Source organism: Pseudomonas sp. B21-032, from assembly GCF_024748965.1.
GTDB lineage: Bacteria > Pseudomonadota > Gammaproteobacteria > Pseudomonadales > Pseudomonadaceae > Aquipseudomonas.
Window position 1 is genome coordinate 3216205 of the sequence record NZ_CP087180.1, and the last position, 26300, is coordinate 3242504.

Genomic DNA, 26300 nt, shown 5'->3' on the forward strand with positions numbered 1-26300 from the left:
AACAACAGATCGAGGTGTGTCATGAAACCTGTTATCCGCTTCGCAGGGGCTTGCGCCCTGCTGCTCGCCGGCTCGACCCTGGCTCAGGCCGAAACCCTGAAGATCGCTACCGAAGGCGCTTACCCACCGTTCAACTACGTTGATTCGGATAACAAACTGCATGGCTTCGACGTCGACATCAGCCACGCCCTGTGCGAACAGATGAAGGTCGAATGCATCCTGGTGGCCCAGGACTGGGAAGGCATCATCCCGGCCCTGATGGCCAAGAAGTACGACGCCGTGGTGGCGTCGATGATCGATACCGAAGAGCGGCGCAAGAAGATCGCCTTCACCAACCACTACTACAAGACCCCGTTGTCGGTGGCCGTGGCCAAGGACAGCGACATCACCGACGCACAGACCACCTTCAAAGGCTACACGGTCGGCGCGCAATCCTCCTCGACCCAGGCCATCTACGCCGAAGACGTCTATGGCAAGGCCGGTGCCGACGTCAAACTCTACCCGACCCTTGATGAAGCCAACGCCGACCTCGCCGCCGGGCGCCTGGACGGGGTGATTGCCGACAAGTTCCCGCTGACCGAATGGCTGGGCAAGGCCGGCAAGGACTGCTGCAAGATCCTTGGCGACGTCAACGGCACCAAGGCCGACGCCTCGATTGCCGTGCGCAAGGAAGACCAAGCGCTGCGCGAACGCCTGAACAAGGCCCTGGACGAAATCGTCGCCAACGGCACCTACCAGAAGATCGCCAGTCGCTACTTCGACTTCGATATCTATCAGTGACTGATCGCGGGTCCATCCCGCTCCCACAAATACCCTGTGGGAGCGGGCTGGACCCGCGAAGAGGCCCTCCAAAGCACCATCACTCTTGAACCGAGAGGGTTCGCCCATGCTCGAACAACTGTCACTGCTTTCCTTCGCCAGCGGCGGCTGGGGCCAGGCTTTGCTGGCCGGCGCCCTGGTGACCATTTCCCTGGCCCTGGCCTGCCTGCCCATCGGCCTGCCGCTGGGCCTGGGCGTGGCCCTCGCCGCCCGCTCCTCCAGGCGCTTCCCGCGTGCTGCGGCGACGGTGTTCTCTACTGTGTTTCGTGGCCTGCCGGAACTGCTCACGCTGCTGATCATCTACTACGGCTGCCAGATTGCCGCGCAGAAAATCCTCCTGGCCATGGGCTATGAAGGCGAAGTGCTGATCAACACCTTCCTGGCGGCGATGATCGCCTTCAGCCTGGTGTTCGCCGCGTTCTCCAGCGAGATCTGGCTGGCTGCATTCAAGACCGTCGCCAAGGGCCAGTACGAAGCCTCGGCGGCGCTGGGCCTGAGCAAGGCCACGACCTTTCGCAAGGTGGTCTTCCCGCAACTGGTACGCATCGCCCTGCCGGGCCTGTCGAACAACTGGCTGTCGCTGCTCAAGGACACCTCGCTGGTATCGACCATCTCCCTGGTCGACCTGATGCGCCAGACCAACCTCGCGGTCAGCGTGACCAAGGAGCCGATGTTCTTCTACGGCGTCGCCTGCCTTGGCTACCTGTTGTTCTCGGCGCTGTCGGGACGGGTGTTCAGCTTCATCGAACAGTATTTCAGCCGCCATTTGCGGGGGGCACGGACATGAGCTTCGAACAACTGCTGGCGCTGGTACTCGACCCCGACCTGCTGGAACGCTACGGCCCGCGTTTTATCGACGGCCTGCTGGTCACCGGCAAGCTGGTGGCACTGTCGTTTACCCTCGGCGCCCTGCTCGGCATGCTCCTGGCCCTGGCCCGGCTGTCGGACAAGCTGGTGCTGCAACGCCTGAGCGCCGGCTACATCTACTTCTTCCGTGGCTCGCCGCTGCTGGCCCAGCTGTTCTTGCTGTACTACGGCCTGGGGTCGCTCAAGGGCTTCTGGCAAGAGGTTGGCCTGTGGTGGTTCTTCCGCGATGCCTGGTACTGCACGGTGCTGGCCTTCACCCTCAACACCGCCGCCTACCAGGCGGAGATTTTCCGGGGCAGCCTGCTGGCAGTCGCCCCCGGCCAGTACGAAGCCGCCAAGGCCCTGAGTCTGAAGCGCTCGACCACCTTCTTCAAAGTGATCCTGCCGCAGTCATTGATCGTTGCCATCGGCCCGCTGGGCAACGAACTGATCCTGATGATCAAGGCCAGCGCGATTGCCTCGCTGGTGACCATCTACGACCTGATGGGCGTGACCAAGCTTGCGTTCTCGCGCAGTTTCGACTTCCAGATCTACCTGTGGGCTGCCGTGCTCTACCTGCTGATCGTCGAGATCGTGCGGCGCAGCCTGAAACACATCGAAGCCCGCCTGGGCCGCCACCTGCGCTGATCGCCTGTTTGTGAGGACCGCTCCAATGCATTGTCAAACCATCGTTCTGGGCGCCGGCATCGTCGGCGTGTCCACGGCCCTGCACCTGCAGGCACGCGGGCGCAAGGTGATCCTGATCGACCGAGAGGAACCCGGCAGCGGCACCAGCCATGGCAACGCCGGGCTGATCGAGCGCTCCAGCGTCATCCCCTATGCCTTCCCCCACGAGCTGTCGAGCCTGTTGCGTTACGGCCTGAACCGCCAACCCGACGTGCGCTACAGCTTCACCCACCTGCCCAGGATCGCCCCATGGCTGTTCAAGTACTGGCAGAACTCCTCGCCCGCCGGCCTTGCCGTGGCCACCCAGGCCATGCTGCCGCTGGTGCAGCGCTGTGTCGAGGAACACGACGCGCTGATCGATGCCGCAGGCCTCGGCGAGCTGGTCAAGGCCAGCGGCTGGATCGAGGTGTACCGCAATGAAGAGGCCTACCGCAAAGCCGTGGCCGACGCCCATGCCCTGAAAGCCTATGGCTTGAAGTACGAGATCCTCGACCGCCAGCAACTGCACGCGCGCGAAGTGGACCTCAGCGACAAGGTGGTCGGCGGTATTCACTGGCTCGACCCCAAGACCGTCAGCAACCCCGGCGGCCTGACCCGCGGCTATGCGGCGTTGTTCGTCCAGCGTGGCGGCCAGTTCATCCACGGCGATGCCCGCACCCTGCGCCAGATCGGCAGCGACTGGCAGGTCGACAGCCGGCAGGGGCCGATCAGCGCGCCGGAAGTGGTGATCGCCCTCGGTCCGCAGTCGGCCGAGCTGTTCAAGCCGCTGGGTTATCGCATTCCGCTGGAAATCAAGCGCGGCTACCACATGCACTATCGTGCCCGTGACGGCGCCGAGCTCAAGCATTCGATCTGCGATGCCCAGGGCGGTTACGTGCTGGCGCCGATGGCCATGGGCATCCGCCTGACCACCGGCATCGAGTTCGCCGCCAGCAGCGATGCCGCCAACCAGATCCAGTTGCAGCGCTGCGAAGCGTTGGCGCGCAAGGTCTTCCCGCTGGGCGAGCGGATCGATGCCGAACCCTGGCTGGGCCGCCGCCCGTGCCTGCCGGACATGCGCCCGGTGATCGGCCCGGCCGCGCGCCACAAGGGCCTGTGGTTCAACTTCGGCCATGCCCACCACGGCCTGACCCTGGGCCCGGTGACCGGCCGCCTGCTGGCGCAAATGATCACCGGCGAAACACCCTTTACCGACCCTGCGCCGTACCGCGCGGACCGCTTCAACTGATCGCGGGAGAATAACAACATGACCGCTTCACTGAGCCTTGCTACCCCAACCCCTGCCCTTGCCGCCGACCCGCGCAAGGTCGTGGTGACCATCGAGGGCCTGAACAAGCACTACGGCGCCTTCCATGTGCTGCGCGACATCAACCTGCAGGTGCGCGAGGGCGAGCGTATCGTCTTGTGCGGCCCTTCCGGTTCGGGCAAATCGACGCTGATCCGCTGCATCAACCGGCTGGAAATCGCCGAACAGGGCAACATCCGCGTCAACGACACCGATCTTGCCCTGACCACCCGCCAGGCCGCCGAGGTGCGCAGCGAAATCGGCATGGTGTTCCAGCATTTCAACCTGTTCCCGCACATGAGCGTGCTCGACAACTGCACCCTGGCGCCGATGAGCGTGCGCGGCCTGTCGCGCAAGGAGGCCGAAGACCGCGCGCGCTTCTACCTGAACAAGGTGGGGATCGAAAGCCAGGCCGGCAAATACCCCAGTCAGTTGTCTGGCGGCCAGCAACAACGGGTGGCGATCGCCCGGGCGCTGTGCATGAAGCCGAAGATCATGCTGTTCGACGAGCCGACCTCGGCGCTGGACCCGGAGATGGTCGCCGAAGTGCTGGATGTGCTGGTGAAACTGGCCGATACCGGCATGACCATGCTCTGCGTTACCCATGAAATGGGCTTCGCCCGCCAGGTGGCCGAGCGGGTGCTGTTTCTCGATGGCGGGCAGATCATTGAAGACGCAGCGCCCGAGACGTTCTTCAATAACCCGCAGAGTGCGCGGGCCAAGGGCTTTCTGGCGCAGATACTGCACTAACCTGGGATTACGAGCGCTGCGCGCTCGATCGCGGGTCAAGTCGAGGCGTCGCACCGCCGCTCCTACAACGAATCTGTAGGAGCGGCGGTGCGACGCCTCGACTTGTCCCGCGATGAGGCCAGCGCAACAATACTAGTTATGTTATAACGCACCACCTCATCCTTCCGGCGCTACCTCACCCATGCCACCCGCCACCCAACGCCTGCTTTGCATCGACGCCCTGCGCGGCCTGGTCATTGTCTTCATGCTCCTTGACCATGTACGCGAAACCTTCTTTCTGCACCGCCAGGTCAGCGACCCGATGGATGTCGCCAGCACCGACCCCTGGCTGTTCCTCAGCCGTACCCTCGCCCACCTGTGCGCGCCGGTGTTCGTCCTGCTCACTGGCCTGTCAGCTTACCTATACGGCGAAAAGCACCAGGGCAAGGCTGCGGTTTCGGCCTTCCTGTTCAAGCGTGGCCTGGTCCTGGTGTTGCTGGAGTTCACCCTGGTCAGCCTGGCCTGGACCCTGGAACTGCCGCCCAAGGTGATCTACCTGCAGGTGATCTGGGCCATTGGCTTGAGCATGATCGCCCTGGCCGGCCTGGTGTGGCTGCCGCGCCCGCTGCTGGTGGTAATCGGCGTGCTGATCGTCGCCGGGCACAACCTGCTCGACCCGCTGCACTTCGCTGCGGGCTCGGCGCTGCATATCCCTTGGGCGATCCTGCATGACCGTGGCTGGATCGAGGTAGCCGACAACTTGCGCCTGCGTACCTCGTACCCGTTGCTGCCATGGATCGGCGTAATTGCCCTGGGCTATGCCATGGGCCCCTGGTTTGCCCAAGGTGCAGATGCGCAGGCACGTCAGCGCACGTTGCTGCTGACCGGCCTCGGTGCCCTCGCCGGCTTCCTGCTGCTGCGATTGCTCAACGGTTACGGCGAAGCCCGGTGGCAGGTCGGCGAAACCACGTTGCGCACGCTGATGAGCTTTTTCAACATCACCAAATACCCGCCATCGCTGCTGTTCCTGGCCCTGACCCTGGGCGTCGGCCTGTTGCTGCTGCGCAGGTTCGAGCACCTGCAAGGCAGCCGTGCGATCCGGGTGCTGAGCGTATTCGGTGCCGCACCGATGTTCTTCTACCTGCTGCACCTGTACGCACTGAAAGTGCTGTACCTGATCGGCGTCGCCTGCTTTGGCCTGAACCAGGGCAGCTACTTTGGTTTCGACGGGGTCTGGTCGGTATGGCTGACGGCGATGTCCTTGAGCGTTGCGCTCTATCCGCCGGTGCGCTGGTTCGCCGCGCTCAAGGCCCGGCGCCGCGATATCGGTTGGCTGAAGTACTTCTGAACAGGCCCGCCCCTGCAATCAGGGGCAGGCCTGGCAAGGCTTACTGCGGGTGCATTTTTGATTTGATCAGGCCGGCGATGAAGGTGAGCACCGCGCCCCCTGCACCGCCGCCGACAATACTGCTGATCAGTGCCGGCAGGTCCAGCGAACCGCCCGCGGCCACCGCCGCACCGGGTTCACCGGTAAAGGCTGCGAGTATCTGCCCGACAATCACCCCACCCACTCCACCGAAAATCGAGTTGAGTAACGGGCCCATGCTTTGTTTACTCATACCGGCTGCGTTGCCGCCCACCACACCGGCAACAATCTGAATAATCAGACTGACAATATCCATGATCCAACCCCTTTGTAGCGTTATCAATTGACGACTCGCGTCCTGCTACTTCAGAAAGTCACGACCACGGGAACAGAGACGCCGCGCTCCGGTCAACGACGGCACACTGTTGCGGATAGGCACAGTATAGGTAGCCAGCGGCCAGTGCGCCAAAACGGCGCTCAGGGCTTGATGTTCTTCAGGCAGTTGAGCAGGCCCAGCAGCTCGTGCAGTTTGTCTTCGCCGAATTGCTCAAGGATGCGCTGGTAGTTGTGTTCCATGTCTTCGCTCATGTCGACGAAGCATTGCTGGCCCTGTTCGGTCAGGCCGACAAACACCCGGCGCTGGTCCTGGGTCGACTTCTTGCGCCGCACCAGGCCGTCACGCTCCAGGCGCGCCAGCACGCCGGTCATGCTCGGCTTGAGGATGCAGGCCTGCTCGGCCAGTTGGTGGCTTTCCAGTTCGCCTTGCTGGCGCAGGATGCGGATCACCCGCCACTGTTGTTCGGTCAGGCCATGGGCGTTGAGCGAGGGGCGGAAGAAGGCCATGGCGGCTTCGCGGGCTTGCAACAGGGTCAGGGTCAGGGACGGTCTTGGAGTGGGCATGGTTCAGGCTGGTAGTCATCGGTGACAGCCAGCTTAAGAGAAACCGCGCGATGCAGCAAAGCCGCGCAGGCGCTGCTTCGGCCATACACCGGACGCTTGTTAAATATAATGAACTGGCCGCAGCAGGCGCCTTACCGGTTATCGGGGGCTGCAGACTGATAATTGCATCCAGGCAATCTCAAGCTTCGCCCGTGCAATCTGAAGTCGTTTGACATATTAAACGGCTCTGGCAAGCTATATGACAGGTTTCGACCGGATACAGCCCCTTGCTTGGCGTACCGGCAGTGCTCGAAACCTCAGGCAGCGCAAAGGTTCCAGCTGCGCGCCTGCACAATAATGACAGGCTGCGCCTGTCCCAAGGTGACATATGCCCAACAGCAACATTGGCAATAAGAATCAAACCCTTCGCAAACCCGTCGTGCTGATGACCATGGGCTCCCAGGAGCGCAAAGGCCACGACTATCAGGTAATGACCCACAAATACATCGTACCGCTGGTTGAACACGCCGGCTGCGTACCGCTGCTGGTGCCGACCTGCTGCGGTACCGACGACCTCGAAGCCTACCTGGACATGGCCGACGGTGTTTACCTGACCGGCGCCGGCAGCAACATCGACCCGGCCCTGTACGGCCAGGAGAACGAAACCCCGGGCAAGGCCCAGGACCGCGACCGCGACCTGTTCGACCTGCCGCTGGTGCAACTGGCTATCGCCCGTGGCCTGCCGATCTTCGGCATCTGCCGTGGCATGCAGGAAATCAACGTGGCCCTGGGTGGTGACATCTACCAGAAGGTCTACGCCGAGCCAGGCTTCAACGACCACCGGGAAAACCCGGACGATCCGGTCGATGTCCAGTACAGCGCGGTTCACAGCGTCAAACTGGAGCAAGGCAGCTGGCTGCAAAAGTTGCTGCAGAGCGATGAAATCCGCGTCAACTCGCTGCACGGCCAGGGCCTGAAAAACCTCGGCGAAGGCATCGAGCCCCTGGCCCGTGCCGAAGACGGCCTGGTCGAAGCCATCCACGCCCCGAGCCTGTCGCCGTTCCTCTTCGCGGTGCAATGGCACCCGGAATGGCAAGCGGCGAAAAACCCCGACTCGGTGAAGATGTTCCAGGCCTTCGGCGAAGCCTGCCGCAAGCAGGCTGCCAAGGGTCAGGTGGTGAAGAAGCTGGGTACGGCTGCCTGATTGTTGATTGAACTGGTTCCTTCGAGATTCGTTGGAGCCAGTTTTGATTACTTTAAGCAGGATCGGTCAATGGCAAATGAATCAATCTCCACAGGTGGAATCTCGCCTACTACCAAAGTTGCAAGCACATCTCCAATTGCGGGTGCAAATTTAAATCCGTGCCCTGAGCATGCAGAAGCCGCAAACATATTCTCATGCCCCTGTACTCTACCGATGTAGAAAGACTCATCTTGACTCATTGTATAAATACACGCCTTAGCTTTTACTGGCATTACCTCTAGATCTGGAAGTACCCCGCCAGACTCTCGCTAATTTCTTTTACCAGTAATGGCGACACCTCCTCCGAATTGGCACCAAGCCTGCAAGAGCTTTGCTGACGATTATGAAAGCCAATTTTCACACCCGGTTCATTCGGGCTAATAGATGGCACCCCATACAGCAACCCTCCACCACTCAGCTCATACAGAAACACAGGAAACTTCACACTTTCAAATTTTGACGCCATTCCTTTCCTCGGCTCGAACCAATAGACTGGAACCCTCCGAGGTAAAAGATGCGAATTTAATTCTGGAACCCATCTGGATAGCCACGGCCCTGCAGTTACAACAACAGACTTCGTTGTCACGCACCGTCCACAGCGAGTATAAACCTTATACCCTTCCCATTGTTTTTTGATACAAACAACTGCATCGTCATACAACAACTCGACTCCTTGACGAGTTGCCATCAGTAACATTTTCGACCTTGCCTCCTGAGCAGCAATAGCGTAGGCGCCCGGCTCAAATACTGCATGATAATTACTATCAACACTAAAGACTGGAAACGCGTTTTTAACCTGCCGAGCACTCCATTCGGTATGTTCGAGCAAAGCTCGCCTTGCCGTATCAACGCTGCCCGCAACCATTTCTGATCCTTTCGGACCAATAAAAACTCCTCCAGTCTCATAAATTAAACGTGTTGCCGATAAAGCCTGCAAACTTCGCCATCGCTTGTCAGCATAATTGAGCATTTCGATATACTGTTCTCCTTCCCAGTAAGCACGGCGAAAAATACGAGATGTACCGTATGACGAGCCCTCGCAATGCCCTCGCGCGCGAGCCTCAATACCTAATACCCGTAGATTTTTCTGTGCTAACCCCCAAAGCGTCGCTTCACCCATCACACCCAGCCCGATGACAGCCACATCATAACTGGTTTTCATTGCGCGCCCTCCGCCTATATTAAAGTAACTTTTTTGCCAATGAGAGCACCATAGGGAAAATAATAACCCCAAATATAGCCAATACGACAATCACTACCGCCATGTTAAACGTTTGCTGGAAGACAACAGATGCCAGAAGCAATTGAGTTATCGGCAGTGCTAACTGAAATACGCTCATCACCGTTAAAGAAAGATGCTTAACTGCATAGGACAACAACACCAATGGAAAAACCGAAACAAAACCAGCAAAAAGAATTGATGCCTGAGGAAAGCTGAACACGATGCTAGACATTTCCAATCGCCATAGAGCTATTGCGATAACTAACGAACTGCCCAACGCTAGAGCCCCAGCCTCCAATAAACTCCCACTCAAAACATCAAGCGAAGACACTTTCTTCAAACGAACATACCCACCCCAACTAGCCGCTATTGCTAGATACACCCCATGTTGCATTCCACTTGAGTACGTAACGAGAAGTACCACACTAAAGCCGACAACGAGGTAGGCCACAATATGCTTACAACTTAAACTTTCACTTCGCCCCCAGACGCCTATCATTACAGTAACGCAAGGAGCAATGAGATAACCCAGCCCTGTCTCCAGCACATACCCCTGTATGGAGGCCCAAATAAATACACCCCAATTCACCACCAGCAGGAGAGCAGAAAAAGTGTGAATCATTATGTTTATTTTGCTCAGCCTCCCCCACATTCCCTTCAGCTCTCCTGCAACCATAAGCACGAGTAGCAACAGTGTTAGTGAAAGAAAAATACGATAAGCAAGCAGTACCACAGGCGGTATCTGACTTTGCGTATTCCAATACAACGAAGAACCACCAAGCCAAATATTTGCTCCAATCCCTGCAATAATCGCAAGCACCTTAGAACGTTCTATCGAAAAATATTTCTTGGAAACCTCATTGGGTCGCATGGTAAAATTCTACAATTTCATAAGACCAATATAAATCACCCTTAGAATCTGTAGAGTATGCCGCCAATCTACTTTGACGCCATTCCTGAAAACAACTCAATATCAACCCCGAAAGCCTCGACCATTCAGCAGCATAGAAAAACAGCGGAAAGGTGTGGCGCTCCACAAGCCTATAACTTAATGGCGGGACATTATTACACTCTGACTTATACCTCTGAAGCACGTCCCTTATACCGACTAACGAGTTCAGCCCCACCAGAGCTACACCCCCCCTCTCTAATACCCTTGGCAACTGGTGCAGAAATCTCAACAGAACCTCATCGCCATAAAACATAGTGTGCAACGGCATAGCAGTTGGCGCGCTGCTCTCATTCAAGCTCAGTACTAACTCATCAGACGGTGTACGCCACCCTGGTGGATTAAAGACAACTCTATCAAACAAAAAATCACTTACCCCCTCAAAAAGATCACCAACCTCGAAAAATATGCCAGCATCCGAAAAATTTTCCCGCTCATTTTGCTGTGCGAGCGAGATAGAACGTTCACAGATGTCAGTGGCGTAAACATAGTCATAACCTAATTGCCGGGCCAGGACCGCATGTACGCCGCTACCCGTTCCCACATCTAAAAAGCGCTGACCTGGCTTCACGCTCCCTGTCGACTTTACCAAGTAGGCACCCAACGCTAGGCCTGCAGGACTTACTTCGAACACCCCGGCATTCCGCTTTAACTCCACGCAATGCCCCAAGCCGAAGTAAGCTGATAGCGTTGCACCGATGTCCTGGTTTTTTGGGGGATGCTGCAGTAAACGTTCAACCATCCATGCGTTATCTATGAGACCTTTCATTTTCAGCCTCCTCCGCCATTGAACCTAACAATTGGGAGTGCGTCGCCGCTTTGAGCAAAGCATCGCCTACTACTTCTTTAAAATTTCTGTGCTTCAACACTTCGATGGCTTGGGCCGTTGTACCACCGGGGGTCATAACATCTTCGCACATTTGCATCGGCTGCCTATCACCCACTGACAATAATGAACCTACCCCTTGAAAAATTTGACTTACAATAAAATCAGACTGAGCATCACTAAAACCATGCTCAACAGCGAACGATCGCATGCACTCGGCAAAATAACTTAAATATGCTGGCCCGCCACCGCATATAGCAGTAGCTGGATCCATCAGTTTTTCCTCCTCAACCCGAACCATCTCACCTACAAGTGAGAACATACGTTCAGCAAGCCGCAGACTATAAGAAGAAACTGATGCTCCAGCGCAGAACACGGTCATGCTTTTAAACGTTTCTGCAGACGTATTAGGTATCGCTCGAACAACATTGCAGGCTTGCAATGTTTTCTCAATGGTTGCGATGCGAACTCCGGCCATGACAGATACAACCAAGCCTGGATGCCCGTTTAACACTGAGGTACAGCCAGCAAACTCCGAAAAGCGATTTGAAGGTAGGGCCAACACAATTATCGCCGCATCGTCAACATCACCTAGAGAGCTAGCCACATCCACACCCATAGCGGCAACTTCTTTGCGCCGCGAGGGCAATACATCAATTACCAAGATCCTCGACTTATCAAAGCCTTTAAATAAGCCGGGGAGAAGGGCTGTTCCCATACATCCGGCACCGACGAGTACAATATCGTAAGACATACTGCCTCCCGCACATTATAAAAAGTGCTGAACCAGTAGCTAGCTTTAAGCTCCTCACACGCAACTAGAGTACAGAGCTCTCTGGATCGGCACCTGCATTGAACAACTCAGATGCTAGACCAAGAAAATTAATTGCTTGTATAAGAAGATTCTGACTCGGTCGAAAGAAGGATCCTAATCGCCTCGAAAATATCTGTGTCTACGTATTTGGTAGTTGGGTTACTAAGGCAGTGACCAGGCAGCGCTGAGAGTGCTCACTCACCCCTGCACGGGCCCCTGCAAACGCGGCGCCCAGTCCTCGACTTCGGCCTTTTCCAAACGTCGTGACAGGGTCCGGCGCCAGGAAGCCGCCAACGGCAGTTCCAGGCACTGGCGAATCACCTCGAGGTCGACCTGCCTGTCGAACAGCACCGACGACAAGCGCGCTACCGACCACTGCGGATGCGGCCGTTCGATCAGCTCGATGTTCATGCCGGCAGCCAATATGCCTTCTTCCAGCACCCGGTAGTACCAGCCGGTACGGCCGCTTTGCTGGACCCGCAACGACATGTCTTTTACCCCGAAGCGGTCATTGAGCTTCCAGCACGGCATGCGCCCCTGGGAAATCTCCAGCAGCGCGCTGCCAGCGCGAAAGCGATCGCCCAGGCATACGGTCTGCTCGGTCCAGCCGCAGGTGCTTAAGTTTTCGCCGAAGGCGCCCGGAGCCTGCAGCAGCGGATGCTCGCCCAGCTCTGCAGCCCAGGCGGCATAGTGTTCGCGGGGGTAATGGTGGATGGCCTTTTCGACCCCGCCATGCACGCGCAAGTCGCCCTGCTCGTCGCCAACCAGGCCCAGTTCGGTGACCGCGACCTCGCCGTCACGCGGCATCTTGGCGATGGCACTGGATGAGCCCGGACGGGTGAAAGGCACGGCGCGCCCGGTCAATACGCTTTGCAGTTGCAGTTGTTGCGCCAGCATGGGCGACTCGCTCCTGATGAAGTTCCGCGAAGTGTAAGGGTATCACTGAGCGCCGCCCGCACCAGTGCTCAATAGCTATCTGCCAGGCATGGGCAAAAGTCCTCGAGCCTCGCTATGCTGCAAGGCATGAACGCCACCCTGCCCACCCGCACCCCCTGCCCGCCCGGCGCTTGCGACTGCGGCCGCGAGACGCTGCAGGACCCGCGCATCCTGCTGCTGACGCGCCAGGAAGAAAGGCGCCTGCTCGAACGCCTGGAAAACCTGCAGAGCCTGGACGACCTGGAGCACATGCAGCGGCGCTTGTATGAGCAGTTGGGGATTCGGCTGCAGATCACCCCGAGCTTCAACGAGGTGCGGACCATGCGCGGCATCAGCATCCAGATCGAAGACCTGCCGGGCTTGTGCCGCAAGACCCGGCAGAACATTCCGGCGGCGATCCGCCGGGCGCTGGAGAAGCAGCCGGAGATTGCCTACCGGCTGCTGGATGCCCATGACTTGTTGCGCGATACCTGAAGGCTTACCAGTTGTAGGTCAGGTCGGTGGTGATGGTCCGCCCTTCGCCGTAGTAGCAGTCCACGTCGCTGGTGCAGCGGCTGACGTAGGTCTTGTCTTCGAGGTTCTGCAGGTTCATCTGTACCTTCACGCCCTTCAGGCGCAGCGGCGATTGCTGCAGGTCGTAGGAGAGCATGGCGTCGTACACGGTGTAGGACGGGATGCTGAAATGCCCGTCGGCAAAGTCGCTGCCATCGCTACCGCGCACGTAACGTGCACCCAGGCCCATGCCGAGGCCGGCGACCTTCGTGTCGCCGGTGAAGTGGTAATCCAGCCACAGCGCTGCGGTCATCGGCGGCGTGCCGGACGGATGACGGCCTTCGCGGCCGTCGTTGTCCTTGGTGTAGACCACGTCGTTGCGCGACACCGAGGCGATCAGGCCGAGGTTGTCGGTGAGGCTGGCCTTGCCCTCAAGCTCGACACCGCGTGAACGCAGCTCGCCGACCTGGCTGTTGAAGCCGGGGTTGCTGACATCGGCGGTGAGGGTGTTCTGCTGCTTGATCTCGTACACCGAGAGCTGGATGAAGCTGTCCTGGCCAGGCGGCTGGTACTTGATACCGGCCTCGACCTGCTTGCCGGTGGACGGCTCGAACGCTTTGCCGGCGTAGTCGGCGCCGGCCAGCGGCAGGAATGATTCGGAGTAGCTGAGGTAAGGCGTGACGCCATTATCGAAGGCGTAGCCCAGGCCGGCGCGGCCGGTGAATTTCTCGTCCTTGACAGTGGTATGGGTGCCAGCGAGCGGCTCCTTGTTATCGGCCTCGGCCCAGTCATAGCGACCACCGAGGGTCAGGAACCAGTTATCCCATTTGAGCTGATCCTGCACGTACAGGCCGGTCTGGTTGATGGTGCGGTCCCATTTGAACGGCTGGCCGAAGTTCATAGGCTTGCCATACACCGGGTTGTAGAGGTCGATGATCGGCGGATTGCGGTCGTACAGGCCGAGGAATCGGGAGTTGGAGTGGTAGTAATCGACACCGATCAACAGGGTGTGGGCGAGGTCGAAGGTGTTGAACTTGGCCTGGGCCATGTTATCGATGCCGAACACCTTGTTGCGCTGGGCCCAGTCGACGCCAAAGCGGGTCATGGCGCTCTGGTCGTCGGCGCCGGTGACCGGGTTGGGCACGAAAGCGTAGCCGTGTAATGGCGCCCGAAACTTGTCATCGACGTAGGCGTAGCGGGTGTTCTGCTTGAGGGTCCAGACATCGTCCAGCTCATGGCTGACTTCGTAGCCGAAGGTGTACTGCTCGCGATCATAGGCGTTGACCCCCGGTTCACCGATGAAGCGGCTGCGCTTGATCCGCCCGTTGGCGCTGGCGAACACCGTGCCCACCGCCGGCAAGCCCTGGGCTTCGGGTACGCCGTTGTCGCGCTGGTAATGGCCGTAGACGGTCAGGCGGGTCTGCTCGTTGGGGCTCCAGGTCAGGCTCGGGGCGATCATGTAGCGCTGCTGTTCGACGTAGTCGATTTCGCCGTTCTTATCCAGGCCCATGCCGGTGACCCGGTACTGGTACTCGCCCTGGTCATCCACCGGGCCGGCGAAGTCGAAGGCGCCATAGCGGCGGTCCTGGCTACCGCCACCGATCTTGACCTCATGCAGCGGCGTCGCGGTCGGGCGCTTGGAGACCATGTTGACCAGCCCGCCTGGCTGGTTCTGGCCGTAGAGCACCGAGGCCGGCCCCTTCATCACCTCGATGCGCTCCAGCGCGTAGGGGTCGATCTGCAGGGCGCCACCGGTACTGCCACCGCCATACGGCAGGTGCAGGCCGTCCAGGTACAGCGGCGTCGGGCTGAAGCCGCGGGAGGTCGGTTCGTCGAAAATCCCCACCCGGTCGGAGAAGCCGCCACCGGTAATGCCCGGGGTGTAGCGCAGGGCCTGGGTAACGGTCTGCGAACCCAGCGCCGAGATTTCATCCTGGGTGATGACGTTGATGGTCTGCGGCACTTCCAGCACCGAGGTGTCGGTTTTGGTCGCGGTACCGGTGCGTTTGGCCACATAGCCCTGCACCGGGCCCCAGGCGTCTTCACTGGCGTTGGAGACGATCTGGGTCAGGCCCAGCTCCAGCGCCCCGCTGTGCTCGGCCGGCACCAGGCTCCAGGTGCCGCCGGCGGTGATATTGAGGTTGAGGCCGCTGCCATTGAGGGCCTGGCTGGCCGCTTGCTCGGGCGTGAACTGGCCGCTGACCGCCGCCGAGCGCTTGCCTTGCAGCAGCGCCGGCTTGACCGACAGCACCCGCCCAGACTGACGGGCGATACGGCTCAGGGCTTCGCCCAGGTCGCCGGCCGGGATATCGAAGCGCTGGCTGGCGCTGACGCTGCTGTCGGTTTGCGCCACGGCGTACAACGGCGCGCCGCTGCCCAGGGCGATGGCAAGGGCCAGCAGGCTGGGACGGATCATGGAGTCGGGCATGGAGGGGTTGGCTCGTTCAAAGTTGTTGTCGATAACGAGGACACGCCACGCAACAAACCCCCTCAAGGAAATCGCAATTATTTTTATTTAGATCACATCGATGCGGGTCAGCCAGCCACCAAAACTGTCGACCCGGATCGGCAAGGTCTCGGCCAGGGAGCGCAGGGTGCGTTCGCTGTCATCCAGCGGAAAGCTGCCATAGACCCGCACCTGCGCGGCCTGCGGGCTGATGCGCAGCAGCCCGGCGCGGTACGGGCGCAAGGCTTCGATCAGCTCGCCCAGGGGTTCGTCGCGCACATCCACGCGGCCCTCGGTCCAGCTCGCCCGGGTACGCAGCGACGCGGCCAGCGGCTGGCTGGCGTGGCCATCAAAACGAAAGGCCTGGCCCTCCTCCACACGCAAGGCGGGCGCACTGCCGCTTCTGAGCAGCACGCTGTGCTGCTGCACCGAGACCAGGCTCTGCTGTTGTTCCTGTCGCACGCTGAAGCGCGTGCCCAGGGCCTGCACCTGGCCTTCGCGGGTGGCGACGACAAAGGGCCGGCCCGGCTCTGCAGCAACCTCGGCTTGCAGCTCGCCGTCGCGCAGCAGCACCAGCCGCTGCCCGGCGCTGAAGCGCACATCCACCGCGCTGCGCGCATTCAGGCACAGCCGCGAACCATCGGCCAGGGTGAAGGTGCGCCGCTCGCCGGTGCCGGTGCGCAGGTCGGCGAGCAGGTCGCCCAGTGGCGTCATGCGATTGCCGAGCGCGCCGGCGCCCAAACCCAGCAACAGCATCGCCAGGCCGCCGCCCAGGGCCTTGCGCCGCGACGCCGACGGCAAGGCGCGCAGGCTGCGGCTGGCCATGGCCAACTGGCCGGGGCTACGCTGCTCGGCCTGCTGCAGGTCGGCCAGGGGTTCGCCGAGCAAGGCGTTGACCCGCTGCCAGGCGGCCTGATGGCCGGGCGATTGCTTGAGCCAGGTGTTGAAGGCCAGCAGCAACGGGCTGCCGGCCGGGGCATTCTCCAGCTTGAGCAGCCAGTCCACCGCTTCGTGGGTAGCGCGGTCCAGTGGTGTGCTGCTCATTCTGGCCTGGCGCTCAGGCAATGCAGGAAGGCCCGGCGCAGGTCACGCTCGACCGTCGCCAGCGACACCCCCAGGTGCTCGGCGATGGCCGGCTGGCTCAGGCCTTCGAGACGATGCAGGATGAACCCATGGCGCACCCGCGTCGGCAGGCCGTCAAGCAGGCGATCGATTTCAGCCAGGGCTTCACGCACCAGCAGCACGTCTTCAGCCGAAGGCATGCACTGCTCGGGCAGGCTCGCCAGCTCGTCGAGGTAGGCCTGCTCCAGCGCCCGGCGGCGGAACAGATTGCTCAGCAGGCGGCGGGCGACAGTGGCGAGAAACGCCCGCGGCTGGTCAAGGGCGGGCAAGGCGCTGCTGGTCATGGCCCGCACAAAGGTGTCCTGGGCCAGGTCCGCGGCATCGTCCGGGCAGTTCAGCCGCCGGTACAGCCAGGCACGCAGCCAGCGGTGATGGTCACTGTAGAGGTGGGCGACGATAGCCTTGGAGTCGACAGAGCTCGGCACGAGGGTGATCACACATTAATGGTAATTACTCTCATTATCATGATGCTGGAGTGATTGCACAATCCCCTTTCGCGGGGCAAGCGGACTTGCCCCGCGCGGCGGGCTCAGCGCAAACGCGCCCTGATCCGGTGGCAAACATCCAGCACCTGCTCCACCTCACCCTCGCCCAGGTCGATCTTGCAGGCCATGTTGCTGAACACCTGCGCCGCCTCGGCCTTGAGCTCACGGCCCTTGTCGGTCAGCAACAGGTTGCGCCGGCGACGGTCGTTGGGGTCGAGGTACACGGTGATGAAGCCATTGTCGGCCAGGCGTTTGACGATCGGCGTCAGGGTGCCAAGGTCGAACAGGGTCAGCTCGCTCAGGGCGCTGATCGAGACATCGTCCTGGCCCCACAGGCCGGCCATCACCAGCAGTTGCGGGTAGGTTACGCCGCGCTTTTTCAGCGGCTCGGCGTAGTCGCGAACCATGGCGTTGGCCGTCGAGTACAGCGAGAAGCACAGCATCCGGTCGAAGTCGAAGGTCGGGTCAAGCATAGGCACCTCCGCGCGCTCGGCTCAGTTCATGCACGGCATTGACCAGCGTGGCCACCGCCTCGGGCGAGGTCGCCGGGGAAATCCCGTGGCCCAGGTTGAACACATGGCCAAAGCCCGCAGCGGGCGGCCCGAAGGCCTGCAGGGTACGCTGCACTTCACGGCGGATACAGGCCACATCACCCAGCAACACGCTGGGGTCGAGGTTGCCCTGCAGGGCAACACTGTTACCCACCAGTTGCCGGGCCATGCCCAGGTCGCAGGTCCAGTCCAGGCTCAGGGCATCGGCGCCGCTGTCGGCCATCTCCGCCAGCCACGGGCTGCCGCCCTTGGTATAGATGATCGACGGTACGCGCTGGCCGTGGTGTGTCTTGTGCAGGCGCGCCAGCACCTCGCGCATGTAGAACAGCGAAAACCGCTGGTAAGCGCCGTCGGCCAGCACCCCGCCCCAGGTGTCGAAGATCATCAGCGCCTGGGCACCGGATTCGATCTGCGCATTGAGGCTGGCCGCCACCGCCTGGCTGGTGACCTGGAGAATGCGCTGGAGCAGCTCCGGGCGGCGGTAGAGCATCTTCTTGATCAGCTGGAAATCGCCCGGCGGGCCGCCTTCGACCATGTAGCAGGCCAGGGTCCAGGGGCTGCCGGCAAAGCCGAGCAGTGCCACCTTGGGGTCAAGCTCGCGGCGGCTCTGGGCCACCGCCTGGTACAGGTAGTCCAGCGCTTCGGGCTCTGGCACGCGCAGGCGCTTGATGGCCTGCTCGTCACGCAGCGGATGGCGAAAGCGCGGGCCTTCGCCATGGCCGAAATACAGGCCCAGGCCCATGGCATCGGGCACGCTGAGGATGTCGGAAAAGACGATGGCTGCATCCAGGTTGAAACGCCGCAAGGGTTGCAAGGTGGCTTCGGTGGCGTAGTCCGGGGTTTTCACCAGGCTCAGGAACGACCCGGCCCGGGCCCGCAGCTCGCGGTACTCGGGCAGGTAGCGCCCGGCCTGGCGCATCAGCCAGACCGGCGTATGCGTTGTCGGCTGACGCAGCAAGGCCTTGATTAGGGTTGTAGTGTGCAAGGACAGGTAACTCGTACTGGATTCGCGAGAATCGTTGGAAAGACCGCCTATCAGTGGCGGTTGGGCAAAGCGTGGGCAATCTCGCGGCGCAAGGCCTCGATGCTGGCGCGGTAATCGCCCTGGGCGAAAATCGCCGTACCGGCCACGAACATGTCGGCGCCGGCGGCGGCCACCTGGCCGATGGTGTCAAGGTTGACGCCGCCGTCCACCTCCAGACGGATCGCCCGGCCACTGTCGTCGATAAGCTTGCGCGCTGCGGCAATCTTGGGCAATACCGCAGGGATGAACTTCTGTCCGCCAAAGCCCGGGTTGACCGACATCAGCAGTATCAGGTCGAGCTTGTCGAGCACGTATTGCGCGGCGTCCAGGCCGCTGGCCGGGTTGAACACCAGGCCCGCCTTGCAGCCCAGGTCCTTGATCAGTTGCAGCGAGCGGTCCAGGTGCAGGGTCGCCTCGGGGTGAATCGAGATGTAGTCGGCGCCGGCTTCGGCAAAGGCCTGGATCATCGCATCCACCGGCGTCACCATCAGGTGCACGTCGATCGGCGCGGTTATCCCGTGGCTGCGCAGGGCCTTGCAGAACTGCGGGCCCATGGTCAGATTGGGCACATAGTGGTTATCCATCACATCGATATGGATGACATCGGCACCGGCGGCCAGTACCTGCTCGGCTTCAGCGCCGAGGCGGGCGAAATCGGCCGCCAGAATCGACGGTGCAATCCAGAACTCTTTCACGGGTGTACTCCATTACTCATTGACTAATCGTTGCCGCGGCCCGGGTTCACGCTGAAGCAGCGCGGCGTTGATCTGCGCGATCAAGGCCGTGCCGGGTTCCTCCAGGTGAAAATGATGGCCGCCCTCATGCCAGTGCACCTGGGTGGCCCAGGGCAAGGCGTTTTTTCTTTTATCGAACTGGGCACCGGCAAACAGCCCCTGGCGCCCGAGCAGCAGGTGCAGCGGGCAGCTGATCTGGCGCAAAAAGTCGCAGGCCTGGCGCTCGGTCAGTTGCATAGGCTCAGGCAGCACCAGGCGTGGGTCGTGGCGCCAGCGGTAACCGTCGCCGACACTGAGCAGGTCGCGCATGGCCAGCAGCCGCGCGCCCTCGGCGCACAGGGTGCCGTCGATGCTGTTGCGCCGCTCGCCGATGGCCGCTTCAAGGCTGCCAAACTGTGCCGATTGCGGCGCTGAAAACCCATGCAAGCGGGTACGCAAGGCCAGGCGCAGCAGGCGCTGGGATTTTTTCAGGTGCTCGACGGTGTCTTCTTCGGCAATGGTAAAGGGCGCGCCCATGCCGTCGATGAACACCATGCTGTCGATCGACTTGTTCATCGCCGCCAGAATCGATGCAACCCCGGTGCCCATGGAGTGCCCCAGGACCGAAAAACGCTTCCAGCCCAGGCACTCGACCAGGGCGTTCATGTCGTCGGCGTGTTCCCACAGGTAATAGCCGCTGTCACCCCGGCGGTGCTCGGAGCGGCCGTGACCGGCCAGGTCCGGGGCGACCACGAAGCAGTCCTCGAGCAGCGGCGCGATCCGTTCGAACGACGCTGCGTTGTCCAGCCAGCCATGCACGGCGAGCACCGGGTGGCCGCGCTCATTGCCCCAGATGCGCAAGGCGAAATGGTTGCCGTTGACGTCCAGCGATTGCTCGCGACCTCTGTTGCCCAGACTCATATCCGCACATCCTGTATGCCTGAATCACCGATAAAAAAGCGCCACTCAACCGGCCACGGCCAGTTGCGCATGGCGCGCTGTCTGTTGCAGTTGCTGCAAGTCGAACTTGCCATTGGCGGTGCGCGGCAGGTTGCCCTCGATGCTGATCGACAGCGGCACCTTGTGCGCTTCAAGGCCATGGCGGCAACGTTCGAGCAAGTGCTCGGCACTCAGGCTGACACCTTGGCCCAAGGTGACGAACGCCCATAGCCCCTCGCCGACCGAGGCATGTTCGATACCGACCACCGCCGCCGCTTCGACACCGTCGATGCCATACAGAAAGCTCTCGACCTCGCTGGGGCTGACCTTCATGCCGCGCGACTTGATCATGTGGTCCATGCGCCCCTGGAAGTACAGGTAGCCATCCTGGTCGAGGCTGCAATAGTCGCCGGTGTACAGCACGCTTTCCCCCGGGTACGGGCCCGGCTTGAGTTTTTGCGCGGTGGCCTGGGGGTTGCGCCAATAGCCGGCCATCACCGTGGCGCCGCGAATCACCAGCTGGCCGACCTGATGCGGCGTGTCGATGCGCCGGCCCTCATCGTCCACCAGCCACAGCTCGGTGTTGGGGATGGCGATGCCGACACTGCCCGGCTTGTCGTCGATGTCCTCGGGCGGCAGATAGGTGCAGCGCTTGCACTCGGTCAGGCCGTACATCGAGAAGATCAGCGCCTGGGGGAACAGGCCTTTCATCTGCGCAATATGGTTGGCCTTCAAGGCCGCGCCGGTGTTGGTGACCATGCGTACCTGCGGGAAGGTCGCCTCGCGCTTGTGCGCATACTCGTGCAGGAGCATGAGCATGGTCGGCACGAACGGGATCACCGTGACCTGGTACTGGCGGATCTTCTTGATCAGGAAGATCGGCCAGGTGAACTCCTTCTCCAGCACCAGCGTGGCCCCGGCGCTCAGGGCCATGATCATCTGGTACAGGCCGTAGTCGAACGACAGCGGTAGCGAGCACAGCACATTGTCGCTGGCCTGGTAGCCCAGGTAGGTGTGCAACGAGTTGAGCGCCGCGAGCATGTTGCGGTGGGTGAGCATCACGCCCTTGGGCGCGCCGGTGGAGCCGGAGGTGTAGATGATCGCCGCCAGGTCCAGGTCAAGGTTGCCGCACGGCAGCGGAATGCCGGCGCCCTGCCCCAGCAGGCTTTCGAGCGTGTGGGTATCGGCTGCGTCGGCTTCGCCGTCGAGCAATACAATGGCCTTGAGGTAGCTCAGCCCGGCGGTGCCGGGCGCCAGGCTGGCGAATTTCTCCGAGGTGGTGATCAGCACCGAGGCCTCGGCATCGCGAATGATGTAGTCGAGGCTGTCGGCCGGGGTTTCCAGGCCGACGTTGACCATCACCCCGCCGGCCCGCAGCACGCCCCAGAAGGCACAAACGGTTTCGACCCGGTTGCCCAGGCACACCACCACGCGTTCCTGGCGCAGCAGGCCATTGACCTGCAGGCCGGCGGCCAGGCGCCCGCTGGCTTCATCGAGCTGGGCGTAGGTGTAGGTTTCATCGGCGTAGATGATCGCCGCTTTGTCCGGGTGCAGGCCGTTGGGGGTTTCCAGCACCTGCTGCAGGAGGACGTCAGACGCCTTCATGCTGCACCTCGGTACGCGACCGGCGCGCGACCGCCGGTTGACGATGAGCGTCGATGTAGCCCGCCAGGGTCGCCACGGTGTTGAAGTGGCCCGGGGCGATGGTGTCGGGATTGACGAAGAAGCCTTCGATGTCGTCTTCGAGGTTGACCAGCAGCTCCATCGAGGTCAGCGAGTCCAGGCCGAGGTCGTCGCGCAGGTGCGAGTCGGCGCTGATCACGGTGTTTTCCGGCAACTTCAACACCACCCGCAGGATCTCGCCAAGCTGGCGCTGGGTCGCGGCCTGGGCGATCGGCGTCGGCTCGCCGGGTGCCGGTGCCGGTGCGGCGCCGAGCATGGCCGACAGTGGTACGTCGGCATGGCTGTCGCGGATGTCCAGGGCGGTTTGCCGGGCGCGGACGAGGAACAGCTGGCCGTTGCTGACGATCACCTCGGCCGGGTGGCCATGGCTGTGGAACAGGGTGGGCGATGCGGACGGGCCATAGGCGCCGGAAGCGGTGACAGCGAGGATGTCGCCCTCGTGCAGGGTTTCGATCTGCAGGTCGCGGGCCAGCAGGTCGTCGGGGCTACAGAGCGGCCCGGAGATATGGTATTGGCGCAGCGGTGCGCCGGTGCTGCCGGTGGCATGGACGATACGAAAGTTGCGCTTGAGCACCTGGCCGCTGCCGGCGGCGGCGCCATGGCAGTTGGTACCGCCATCGGTGACGGCAAAGGTCTTGCCGTGGTTTTCCTTGATGTTGTCGACCGTCACCAGCAAGGCGCCGCACTTGCCGGCGATAAAGCGCCCGGACTCGACGATGATGCGGGTCTGCGGGAACTGCTGGTTGAAGGCTTCGAACAGCGGCGCCAGCAGTTGCTTGAGCTGGCGGGTGTCGAGTTCGTTCTCGTTCTCGTAGTACTTGATGCCCAGGCCGCCACCGACATCGACCATGCTCATGTCCAGGTTGTAGCGCCGGGTCAGGCTGCGGAACAGGCCGAGGATGTACTTGGCGTTGTCGTACACCGATTGCGCATCGAGGATCTTGGTGCCGTTGTAGACATGAATGCCCTTGATCTTCAGGTTGGGCAACGCTGCGTAGTCACCGAAATTGGCCACCGCGGTGTCTTCTTCGATACCGAAGTGGGTCGGCCGCCCGCCCATCTTCCACGGCGAGCCGGAGGCGGAGAAATTCGGGTTGATGCGGATCGCCACCGGCGCCACGCAGTTCAGCTCGCCGGCCAGGGCCGAGAGCTTGCGCAGCTCGGTCTCGGACTCGACGACGATGGCGAACACCCCGACCTCCAGGGCGCGCCGGTGTTCTTCAGGCTTTTTGTAGGGGCCGAGGAAAATGATGTCCTGGGGGTCGACCCCGGCCTTGAGGGCAATTTCCAGCTCGCCCAGCGAGCAGACTTCGGTGTTACCGCCGTAGGAGCGGATCAGTTTTACCAGGGACAGGTTCGGGTTGACCTTCAACGCATAGAAGATGTCCACACAGTCCGGCAATGCATCGCGCAACTCGTTGAAACTGTTGCGCAGCACGGCTTCATCGTAGAGGTAGGTCGGTGTCCCGAACGTTGCTTTTGCCTGGACGACCAGTTCCTTGGAAAGCTTCATCTGTTGCTCCCTTCGTTCTTATAGTGTGCCGCCGCTGCGCGCGTACCCCGTCCCGGCTCGAAAGCACCGTCACAGGGGCGAATAGCGGGATGGCGTCAAGGTTGGTTGCGCACCACTGCCGGACGTGTGCTGGCGTCCGGCATAAAACTTTGCGCGCAAAGTTTGTGAAATTCTGCGGCCGCATTTGCGGTGATGTCAAGATAATTCCACGGGGTTTTGGCTGCGACACAGCGACACGCATTTACCGGCACGATCAATGCAGAACAGCAGTAATTCACTACAGCTTGCCCATAACAGGTGCCGTATTGGCCAATGAATACGGGGGTTTGATCTGATCCGGTGTTAACACAGGTTTCTGAGTCTGTTTTGTATGTCGGCAGCTTCCTAGAGTCTGCGCCTGTGCCCCTGCCCCACGGCAGGGCGAGCCATACAGGAACTGTGGAAACTAGCCATGAGCACACATCAACAGGCGCAGGCCTATAACTACAAGGTGGTCCGGCAATTCGTCATCATGACGGTGGTCTGGGGTATCGTCGGCATGGCCATGGGCGTCTGGATCGCCTCGCAACTGGTCTGGCCAGAACTTAACCTCGACTTGCCCTGGACCTCGTTCGGCCGCCTGCGCCCCTTGCACACCAGCCTGGTCATTTTCGGCTTTGCCGGTAGCGCGCAATTTGCCGCCAGTTACTACGCCGTGCAGCGCACCTGCCAGGTGCGGCTGTTCAGCGACAAACTTGCCGCCTTCACCTTCTGGGGCTGGCAGGCGACCATCGTGATCATGCTGGTAAGCCTGCCCCTGGGCCTGACCACCACCAAGGAATACGCCGAGATCGAATTCACCGGCGCGGTGTGGATGGCCATCGTCTGGGTCGCCTACGGCATCGTCTTCTTCGCCACCCTGATGCGCCGCAAGGCCAAGCACATCTACGTCGGCAACTGGTTCTTCGGCGCCTTCATCGTGGTCATCGCCATGCTTCACGTGGTCAACCACCTGTCGATCCCGGTCAGCTGGTTCAAGTCGTACCCGGTGTACGCCGGGGCCACCGACGCCATGGTCCAGTGGTGGTACGGCCACAACGCCGTGGGCTTCTTCCTGACCACCGGCTTTCTCGGCATGATGTATTACTTCGTGCCCAAGCAGGTCGGTCGCCCGGTGTACAGCTATCGCCTGTCGATCGTGCACTTCTGGGCGCTGATCACCCTGTACATCTGGGCCGGCCCGCACCACTTGCACTACACCGCCCTGCCCGACTGGGCGCAATCGCTGGGCATGGCCATGTCGCTGATCCTCCTGGCACCCAGCTGGGGCGGCATGATCAACGGCATGATGACCCTCTCCGGCGCCTGGCATAAGCTGCGCAGCGACCCGATCCTGCGCTTTCTGGTGCTGTCGCTGGCGTTCTACGGCATGTCGACCTTCGAAGGCCCGATGATGGCGATCAAGACCGTCAACGCCCTCTCGCACTACACCGACTGGACCATCGGCCACGTTCACGCCGGCGCCCTGGGCTGGGTGGCGATGATTACCTTCGGCTCGCTATACCACATGATCCCGAAAGTGTTCGGCCGCGAGCAGATGTACAGCGTCGGCCTGATCAACCTGCACTTCTGGCTGGCGACCATCGGCACCGTGCTGTACATCGCCTCGATGTGGGTCAACGGCATTGCCCAGGGCCTGATGTGGCGCGCCACCAACGACGACGGCACCCTCACCTACTCGTTCGTCGAGGCGCTGGTGGCCAGCCACCCGGGCTTTATCGTGCGCTTCGTCGGCGGCGTGTGCTTCTTGAGCGGCATGTTGCTGATGGCCTACAACACCTGGCGCACCGTACGTGTGGCCGATGAAAAACTGGCGCTGAACAACGCCAGCCTGGCCTAGGAGGCCCGACCATGGATGACTGGCTGTATGCACTGTATTGCCTGAGCGGCGTACTGTTCTTCTACCTGGTCACCAGCGCCTGCCTGCAGCGTCACAGCGGCGAAGTGGACGATCAGGCCAGCCTGATACCCTTCGCCGATGACCCGGCGGTGGCCCGCCGGGTCGAGGCCGCCACCGGCAAGCCGGTGCCGGCAGTGGCGCCGGATGCGGCCCTCAAGGCCTGAACCGCGCCGGGCTCAGAAGGCGCCCAGGTAGCCCTGCCCGCGCAGCACTGCCACCAGCTGCGCGACGCAGGCGTCGACATCCTGGCTTTCGGTGTCCAGCAGCAGCTCCGGCTGCTGCGGCGCCTCATAGGGTGAGTCGATCCCGGTAAAGTTCTTGATCTGCCCGGCCCGGGCCTTCTTGTACAAGCCCTTCACATCGCGCTGCTCGCAAGTGGCCACACTGGCCTTGACGTAGACCTCGACAAACTCGTCGCCCTTGACCAGCTCACGCACCAGCTGGCGATCGGCGCAAAACGGCGAGATGAACGAGCACAGCACAATCACCCCGGCATCGACAAACAAGCGCGAGACCTCACCCACGCGGCGGATGTTCTCGATGCGGTCGGCTTCGCTGAAGCCCAGGTCCTTGTTCAGCCCGTGGCGGACGTTGTCGCCATCGAGCAGGTAGGTATGAAAGCCCTGGTCGATCAAAAACTGATCCAGTGCATTGGCGATGGTCGACTTGCCTGCCCCGCTCAACCCAGTGAGCCAGATGATGCACGGCTTTTGCCGCTTGAGCCTGGCCCGTGCCTGCTTCTCGACCGCTTGTGGATGCCAGACGATATTGGTTCCGACTTTTCCCATGTCC

General features: G+C 61.3%; 28 protein-coding genes. 10 read left to right on the top strand and 18 right to left on the bottom strand.

Going from position 1 to position 26300, the window contains the following annotated elements; translation table 11 throughout:
- Positions 1 to 21 precede the first annotated feature (21 nt).
- From LOY54_RS14840 to LOY54_RS14865, 6 genes are all read left to right on the top strand, one after another.
- Positions 22 to 780, top strand: a complete 759-nt coding sequence (locus LOY54_RS14840; protein WP_258606910.1) for a transporter substrate-binding domain-containing protein — start codon at positions 22 to 24, stop codon at positions 778 to 780.
- 106 nt (positions 781 to 886) lie between these two features.
- The gene (locus LOY54_RS14845) at positions 887 to 1606 is read left to right on the top strand and encodes an ABC transporter permease (protein ID WP_045198240.1); all 720 of its coding nucleotides are present in this window, start codon (positions 887 to 889) and stop codon (positions 1604 to 1606) included.
- Positions 1603 to 2313 carry an ABC transporter permease gene (locus tag LOY54_RS14850; RefSeq protein WP_045198238.1) on the top strand — a complete coding sequence of 237 codons (711 nt, stop codon included), beginning with the start codon at positions 1603 to 1605 and terminating at the stop codon, positions 2311 to 2313. The genes LOY54_RS14845 and LOY54_RS14850 overlap by 4 nt, the downstream gene beginning before the upstream one ends.
- 25 nt (positions 2314 to 2338) lie before the next feature.
- Positions 2339 to 3580 (top strand): FAD-binding oxidoreductase, encoded by a 1242-nt coding sequence (locus LOY54_RS14855; protein ID WP_093382165.1) that lies wholly within the window; start codon positions 2339 to 2341, stop codon positions 3578 to 3580.
- Between the two features lie 18 nt (positions 3581 to 3598).
- Positions 3599 to 4387, top strand: coding sequence for an amino acid ABC transporter ATP-binding protein (locus LOY54_RS14860; RefSeq protein WP_195884265.1), 789 nt, complete (start codon positions 3599 to 3601; stop codon positions 4385 to 4387).
- A gap of 181 nt (positions 4388 to 4568) precedes the next feature.
- Positions 4569 to 5714: a DUF1624 domain-containing protein gene (locus LOY54_RS14865; protein WP_258606911.1), complete on the top strand. Its 1146-nt coding sequence runs from the start codon at positions 4569 to 4571 to the stop codon at positions 5712 to 5714.
- Between the two features lie 40 nt (positions 5715 to 5754).
- On the opposite strand, the gene LOY54_RS14870 is transcribed toward LOY54_RS14865, so the two are convergent.
- On the bottom strand, positions 5755 to 6048 hold the full coding sequence (locus LOY54_RS14870) for a hypothetical protein (protein WP_010222003.1): 294 nt from the start codon (positions 6046 to 6048) through the stop codon (positions 5755 to 5757).
- Positions 6049 to 6209: 161 nt separating this feature from the next.
- Positions 6210 to 6632 carry a homoprotocatechuate degradation operon regulator HpaR gene (gene hpaR / locus LOY54_RS14875; RefSeq protein WP_045198230.1) on the bottom strand — a complete coding sequence of 141 codons (423 nt, stop codon included), beginning with the start codon at positions 6630 to 6632 and terminating at the stop codon, positions 6210 to 6212.
- Between the two features lie 367 nt (positions 6633 to 6999).
- Here hpaR and LOY54_RS14880 point away from each other — a divergent pair, with 367 nt between their 5' ends.
- Positions 7000 to 7815 (top strand): gamma-glutamyl-gamma-aminobutyrate hydrolase family protein, encoded by an 816-nt coding sequence (locus LOY54_RS14880; RefSeq protein ID WP_258606912.1) that lies wholly within the window; start codon positions 7000 to 7002, stop codon positions 7813 to 7815.
- Between the two features lie 47 nt (positions 7816 to 7862).
- Here the strand turns inward: LOY54_RS14880 and LOY54_RS27655 are convergent, their stop codons facing one another.
- The 6 genes from LOY54_RS27655 to LOY54_RS14905 all read right to left on the bottom strand — a co-directional run bounded on the left by LOY54_RS27655 (position 7863) and on the right by LOY54_RS14905 (position 12562).
- Positions 7863 to 8087: an FAD-dependent oxidoreductase gene (locus LOY54_RS27655; RefSeq protein WP_408980510.1), complete on the bottom strand. Its 225-nt coding sequence runs from the start codon at positions 8085 to 8087 to the stop codon at positions 7863 to 7865.
- A 5-nt stretch (positions 8088 to 8092) separates the two neighbouring features.
- Positions 8093 to 9016: an FAD-dependent oxidoreductase gene (locus LOY54_RS14885; RefSeq protein WP_258606913.1), complete on the bottom strand. Its 924-nt coding sequence runs from the start codon at positions 9014 to 9016 to the stop codon at positions 8093 to 8095.
- A 19-nt stretch (positions 9017 to 9035) separates the two neighbouring features.
- Positions 9036 to 9947 carry a hypothetical protein gene (locus LOY54_RS14890; protein WP_258606914.1) on the bottom strand — a complete coding sequence of 304 codons (912 nt, stop codon included), beginning with the start codon at positions 9945 to 9947 and terminating at the stop codon, positions 9036 to 9038.
- Positions 9934 to 10794: a methyltransferase gene (locus LOY54_RS14895; protein ID WP_258606915.1), complete on the bottom strand. Its 861-nt coding sequence runs from the start codon at positions 10792 to 10794 to the stop codon at positions 9934 to 9936. Before LOY54_RS14895 ends, LOY54_RS14890 begins: the two co-directional genes overlap by 14 nt.
- Positions 10775 to 11605: a pyrroline-5-carboxylate reductase gene (locus LOY54_RS14900; RefSeq protein ID WP_258606916.1), complete on the bottom strand. Its 831-nt coding sequence runs from the start codon at positions 11603 to 11605 to the stop codon at positions 10775 to 10777. Before LOY54_RS14900 ends, LOY54_RS14895 begins: the two co-directional genes overlap by 20 nt.
- 258 nt (positions 11606 to 11863) lie before the next feature.
- Complete coding sequence (locus LOY54_RS14905) at positions 11864 to 12562, bottom strand: MOSC domain-containing protein (protein ID WP_258606917.1); 699 nt, start codon at positions 12560 to 12562, stop codon at positions 11864 to 11866.
- Between the two features lie 126 nt (positions 12563 to 12688).
- Here LOY54_RS14905 and LOY54_RS14910 point away from each other — a divergent pair, with 126 nt between their 5' ends.
- A complete protein-coding gene (locus tag LOY54_RS14910) occupies positions 12689 to 13075 on the top strand; it encodes a hypothetical protein (protein WP_176794330.1) in 387 nt (128 codons plus the stop codon).
- Between the two features lie 4 nt (positions 13076 to 13079).
- On the opposite strand, the gene LOY54_RS14915 is transcribed toward LOY54_RS14910, so the two are convergent.
- The 9 genes from LOY54_RS14915 to lysA form a co-directional block, all read right to left on the bottom strand.
- Positions 13080 to 15521 carry a TonB-dependent siderophore receptor gene (locus LOY54_RS14915; RefSeq protein WP_258606918.1) on the bottom strand — a complete coding sequence of 814 codons (2442 nt, stop codon included), beginning with the start codon at positions 15519 to 15521 and terminating at the stop codon, positions 13080 to 13082.
- Between the two features lie 87 nt (positions 15522 to 15608).
- The gene (locus LOY54_RS14920) at positions 15609 to 16583 is read right to left on the bottom strand and encodes a FecR domain-containing protein (RefSeq protein WP_258606919.1); all 975 of its coding nucleotides are present in this window, start codon (positions 16581 to 16583) and stop codon (positions 15609 to 15611) included.
- A complete protein-coding gene (locus LOY54_RS14925) occupies positions 16580 to 17086 on the bottom strand; it encodes a sigma-70 family RNA polymerase sigma factor (protein WP_123566874.1) in 507 nt (168 codons plus the stop codon). The genes LOY54_RS14920 and LOY54_RS14925 overlap by 4 nt, the downstream gene beginning before the upstream one ends.
- 104 nt (positions 17087 to 17190) lie before the next feature.
- Positions 17191 to 17619, bottom strand: a complete 429-nt coding sequence (locus LOY54_RS14930; RefSeq protein WP_038994982.1) for a MarR family winged helix-turn-helix transcriptional regulator — start codon at positions 17617 to 17619, stop codon at positions 17191 to 17193.
- Positions 17612 to 18688 carry a uroporphyrinogen decarboxylase gene (gene hemE, locus LOY54_RS14935; protein WP_408980594.1) on the bottom strand — a complete coding sequence of 359 codons (1077 nt, stop codon included), beginning with the start codon at positions 18686 to 18688 and terminating at the stop codon, positions 17612 to 17614. Before hemE ends, LOY54_RS14930 begins: the two co-directional genes overlap by 8 nt.
- 44 nt (positions 18689 to 18732) lie before the next feature.
- Positions 18733 to 19416 carry a ribulose-phosphate 3-epimerase gene (rpe, locus tag LOY54_RS14940; RefSeq protein ID WP_045198215.1) on the bottom strand — a complete coding sequence of 228 codons (684 nt, stop codon included), beginning with the start codon at positions 19414 to 19416 and terminating at the stop codon, positions 18733 to 18735.
- Between the two features lie 12 nt (positions 19417 to 19428).
- Positions 19429 to 20355 carry an alpha/beta fold hydrolase gene (locus LOY54_RS14945; RefSeq protein ID WP_045198213.1) on the bottom strand — a complete coding sequence of 309 codons (927 nt, stop codon included), beginning with the start codon at positions 20353 to 20355 and terminating at the stop codon, positions 19429 to 19431.
- Between the two features lie 45 nt (positions 20356 to 20400).
- Positions 20401 to 21978, bottom strand: a complete 1578-nt coding sequence (locus LOY54_RS14950; protein ID WP_258606921.1) for a class I adenylate-forming enzyme family protein — start codon at positions 21976 to 21978, stop codon at positions 20401 to 20403.
- A complete protein-coding gene (gene lysA / locus LOY54_RS14955; RefSeq protein ID WP_258606923.1) occupies positions 21965 to 23569 on the bottom strand; it encodes a diaminopimelate decarboxylase in 1605 nt (534 codons plus the stop codon). Before lysA ends, LOY54_RS14950 begins: the two co-directional genes overlap by 14 nt.
- Positions 23570 to 24020: 451 nt before the next feature.
- On the opposite strand from lysA, the gene ccoN reads away from it, so the two are divergent.
- On the top strand, positions 24021 to 25448 hold the full coding sequence (ccoN, locus tag LOY54_RS14960) for a cytochrome-c oxidase, cbb3-type subunit I (protein ID WP_045198209.1): 1428 nt from the start codon (positions 24021 to 24023) through the stop codon (positions 25446 to 25448).
- An 11-nt stretch (positions 25449 to 25459) separates the two neighbouring features.
- Positions 25460 to 25672 (top strand): hypothetical protein, encoded by a 213-nt coding sequence (locus LOY54_RS14965; protein ID WP_038994976.1) that lies wholly within the window; start codon positions 25460 to 25462, stop codon positions 25670 to 25672.
- A 12-nt stretch (positions 25673 to 25684) separates the two neighbouring features.
- On the opposite strand, the gene cysC is transcribed toward LOY54_RS14965, so the two are convergent.
- Entirely contained in the window at positions 25685 to 26296 is a 612-nt protein-coding gene (gene cysC / locus LOY54_RS14970; protein ID WP_045198205.1) for an adenylyl-sulfate kinase, read from the bottom strand.
- Between the last annotated feature and the right edge of the window lie 4 nt (positions 26297 to 26300).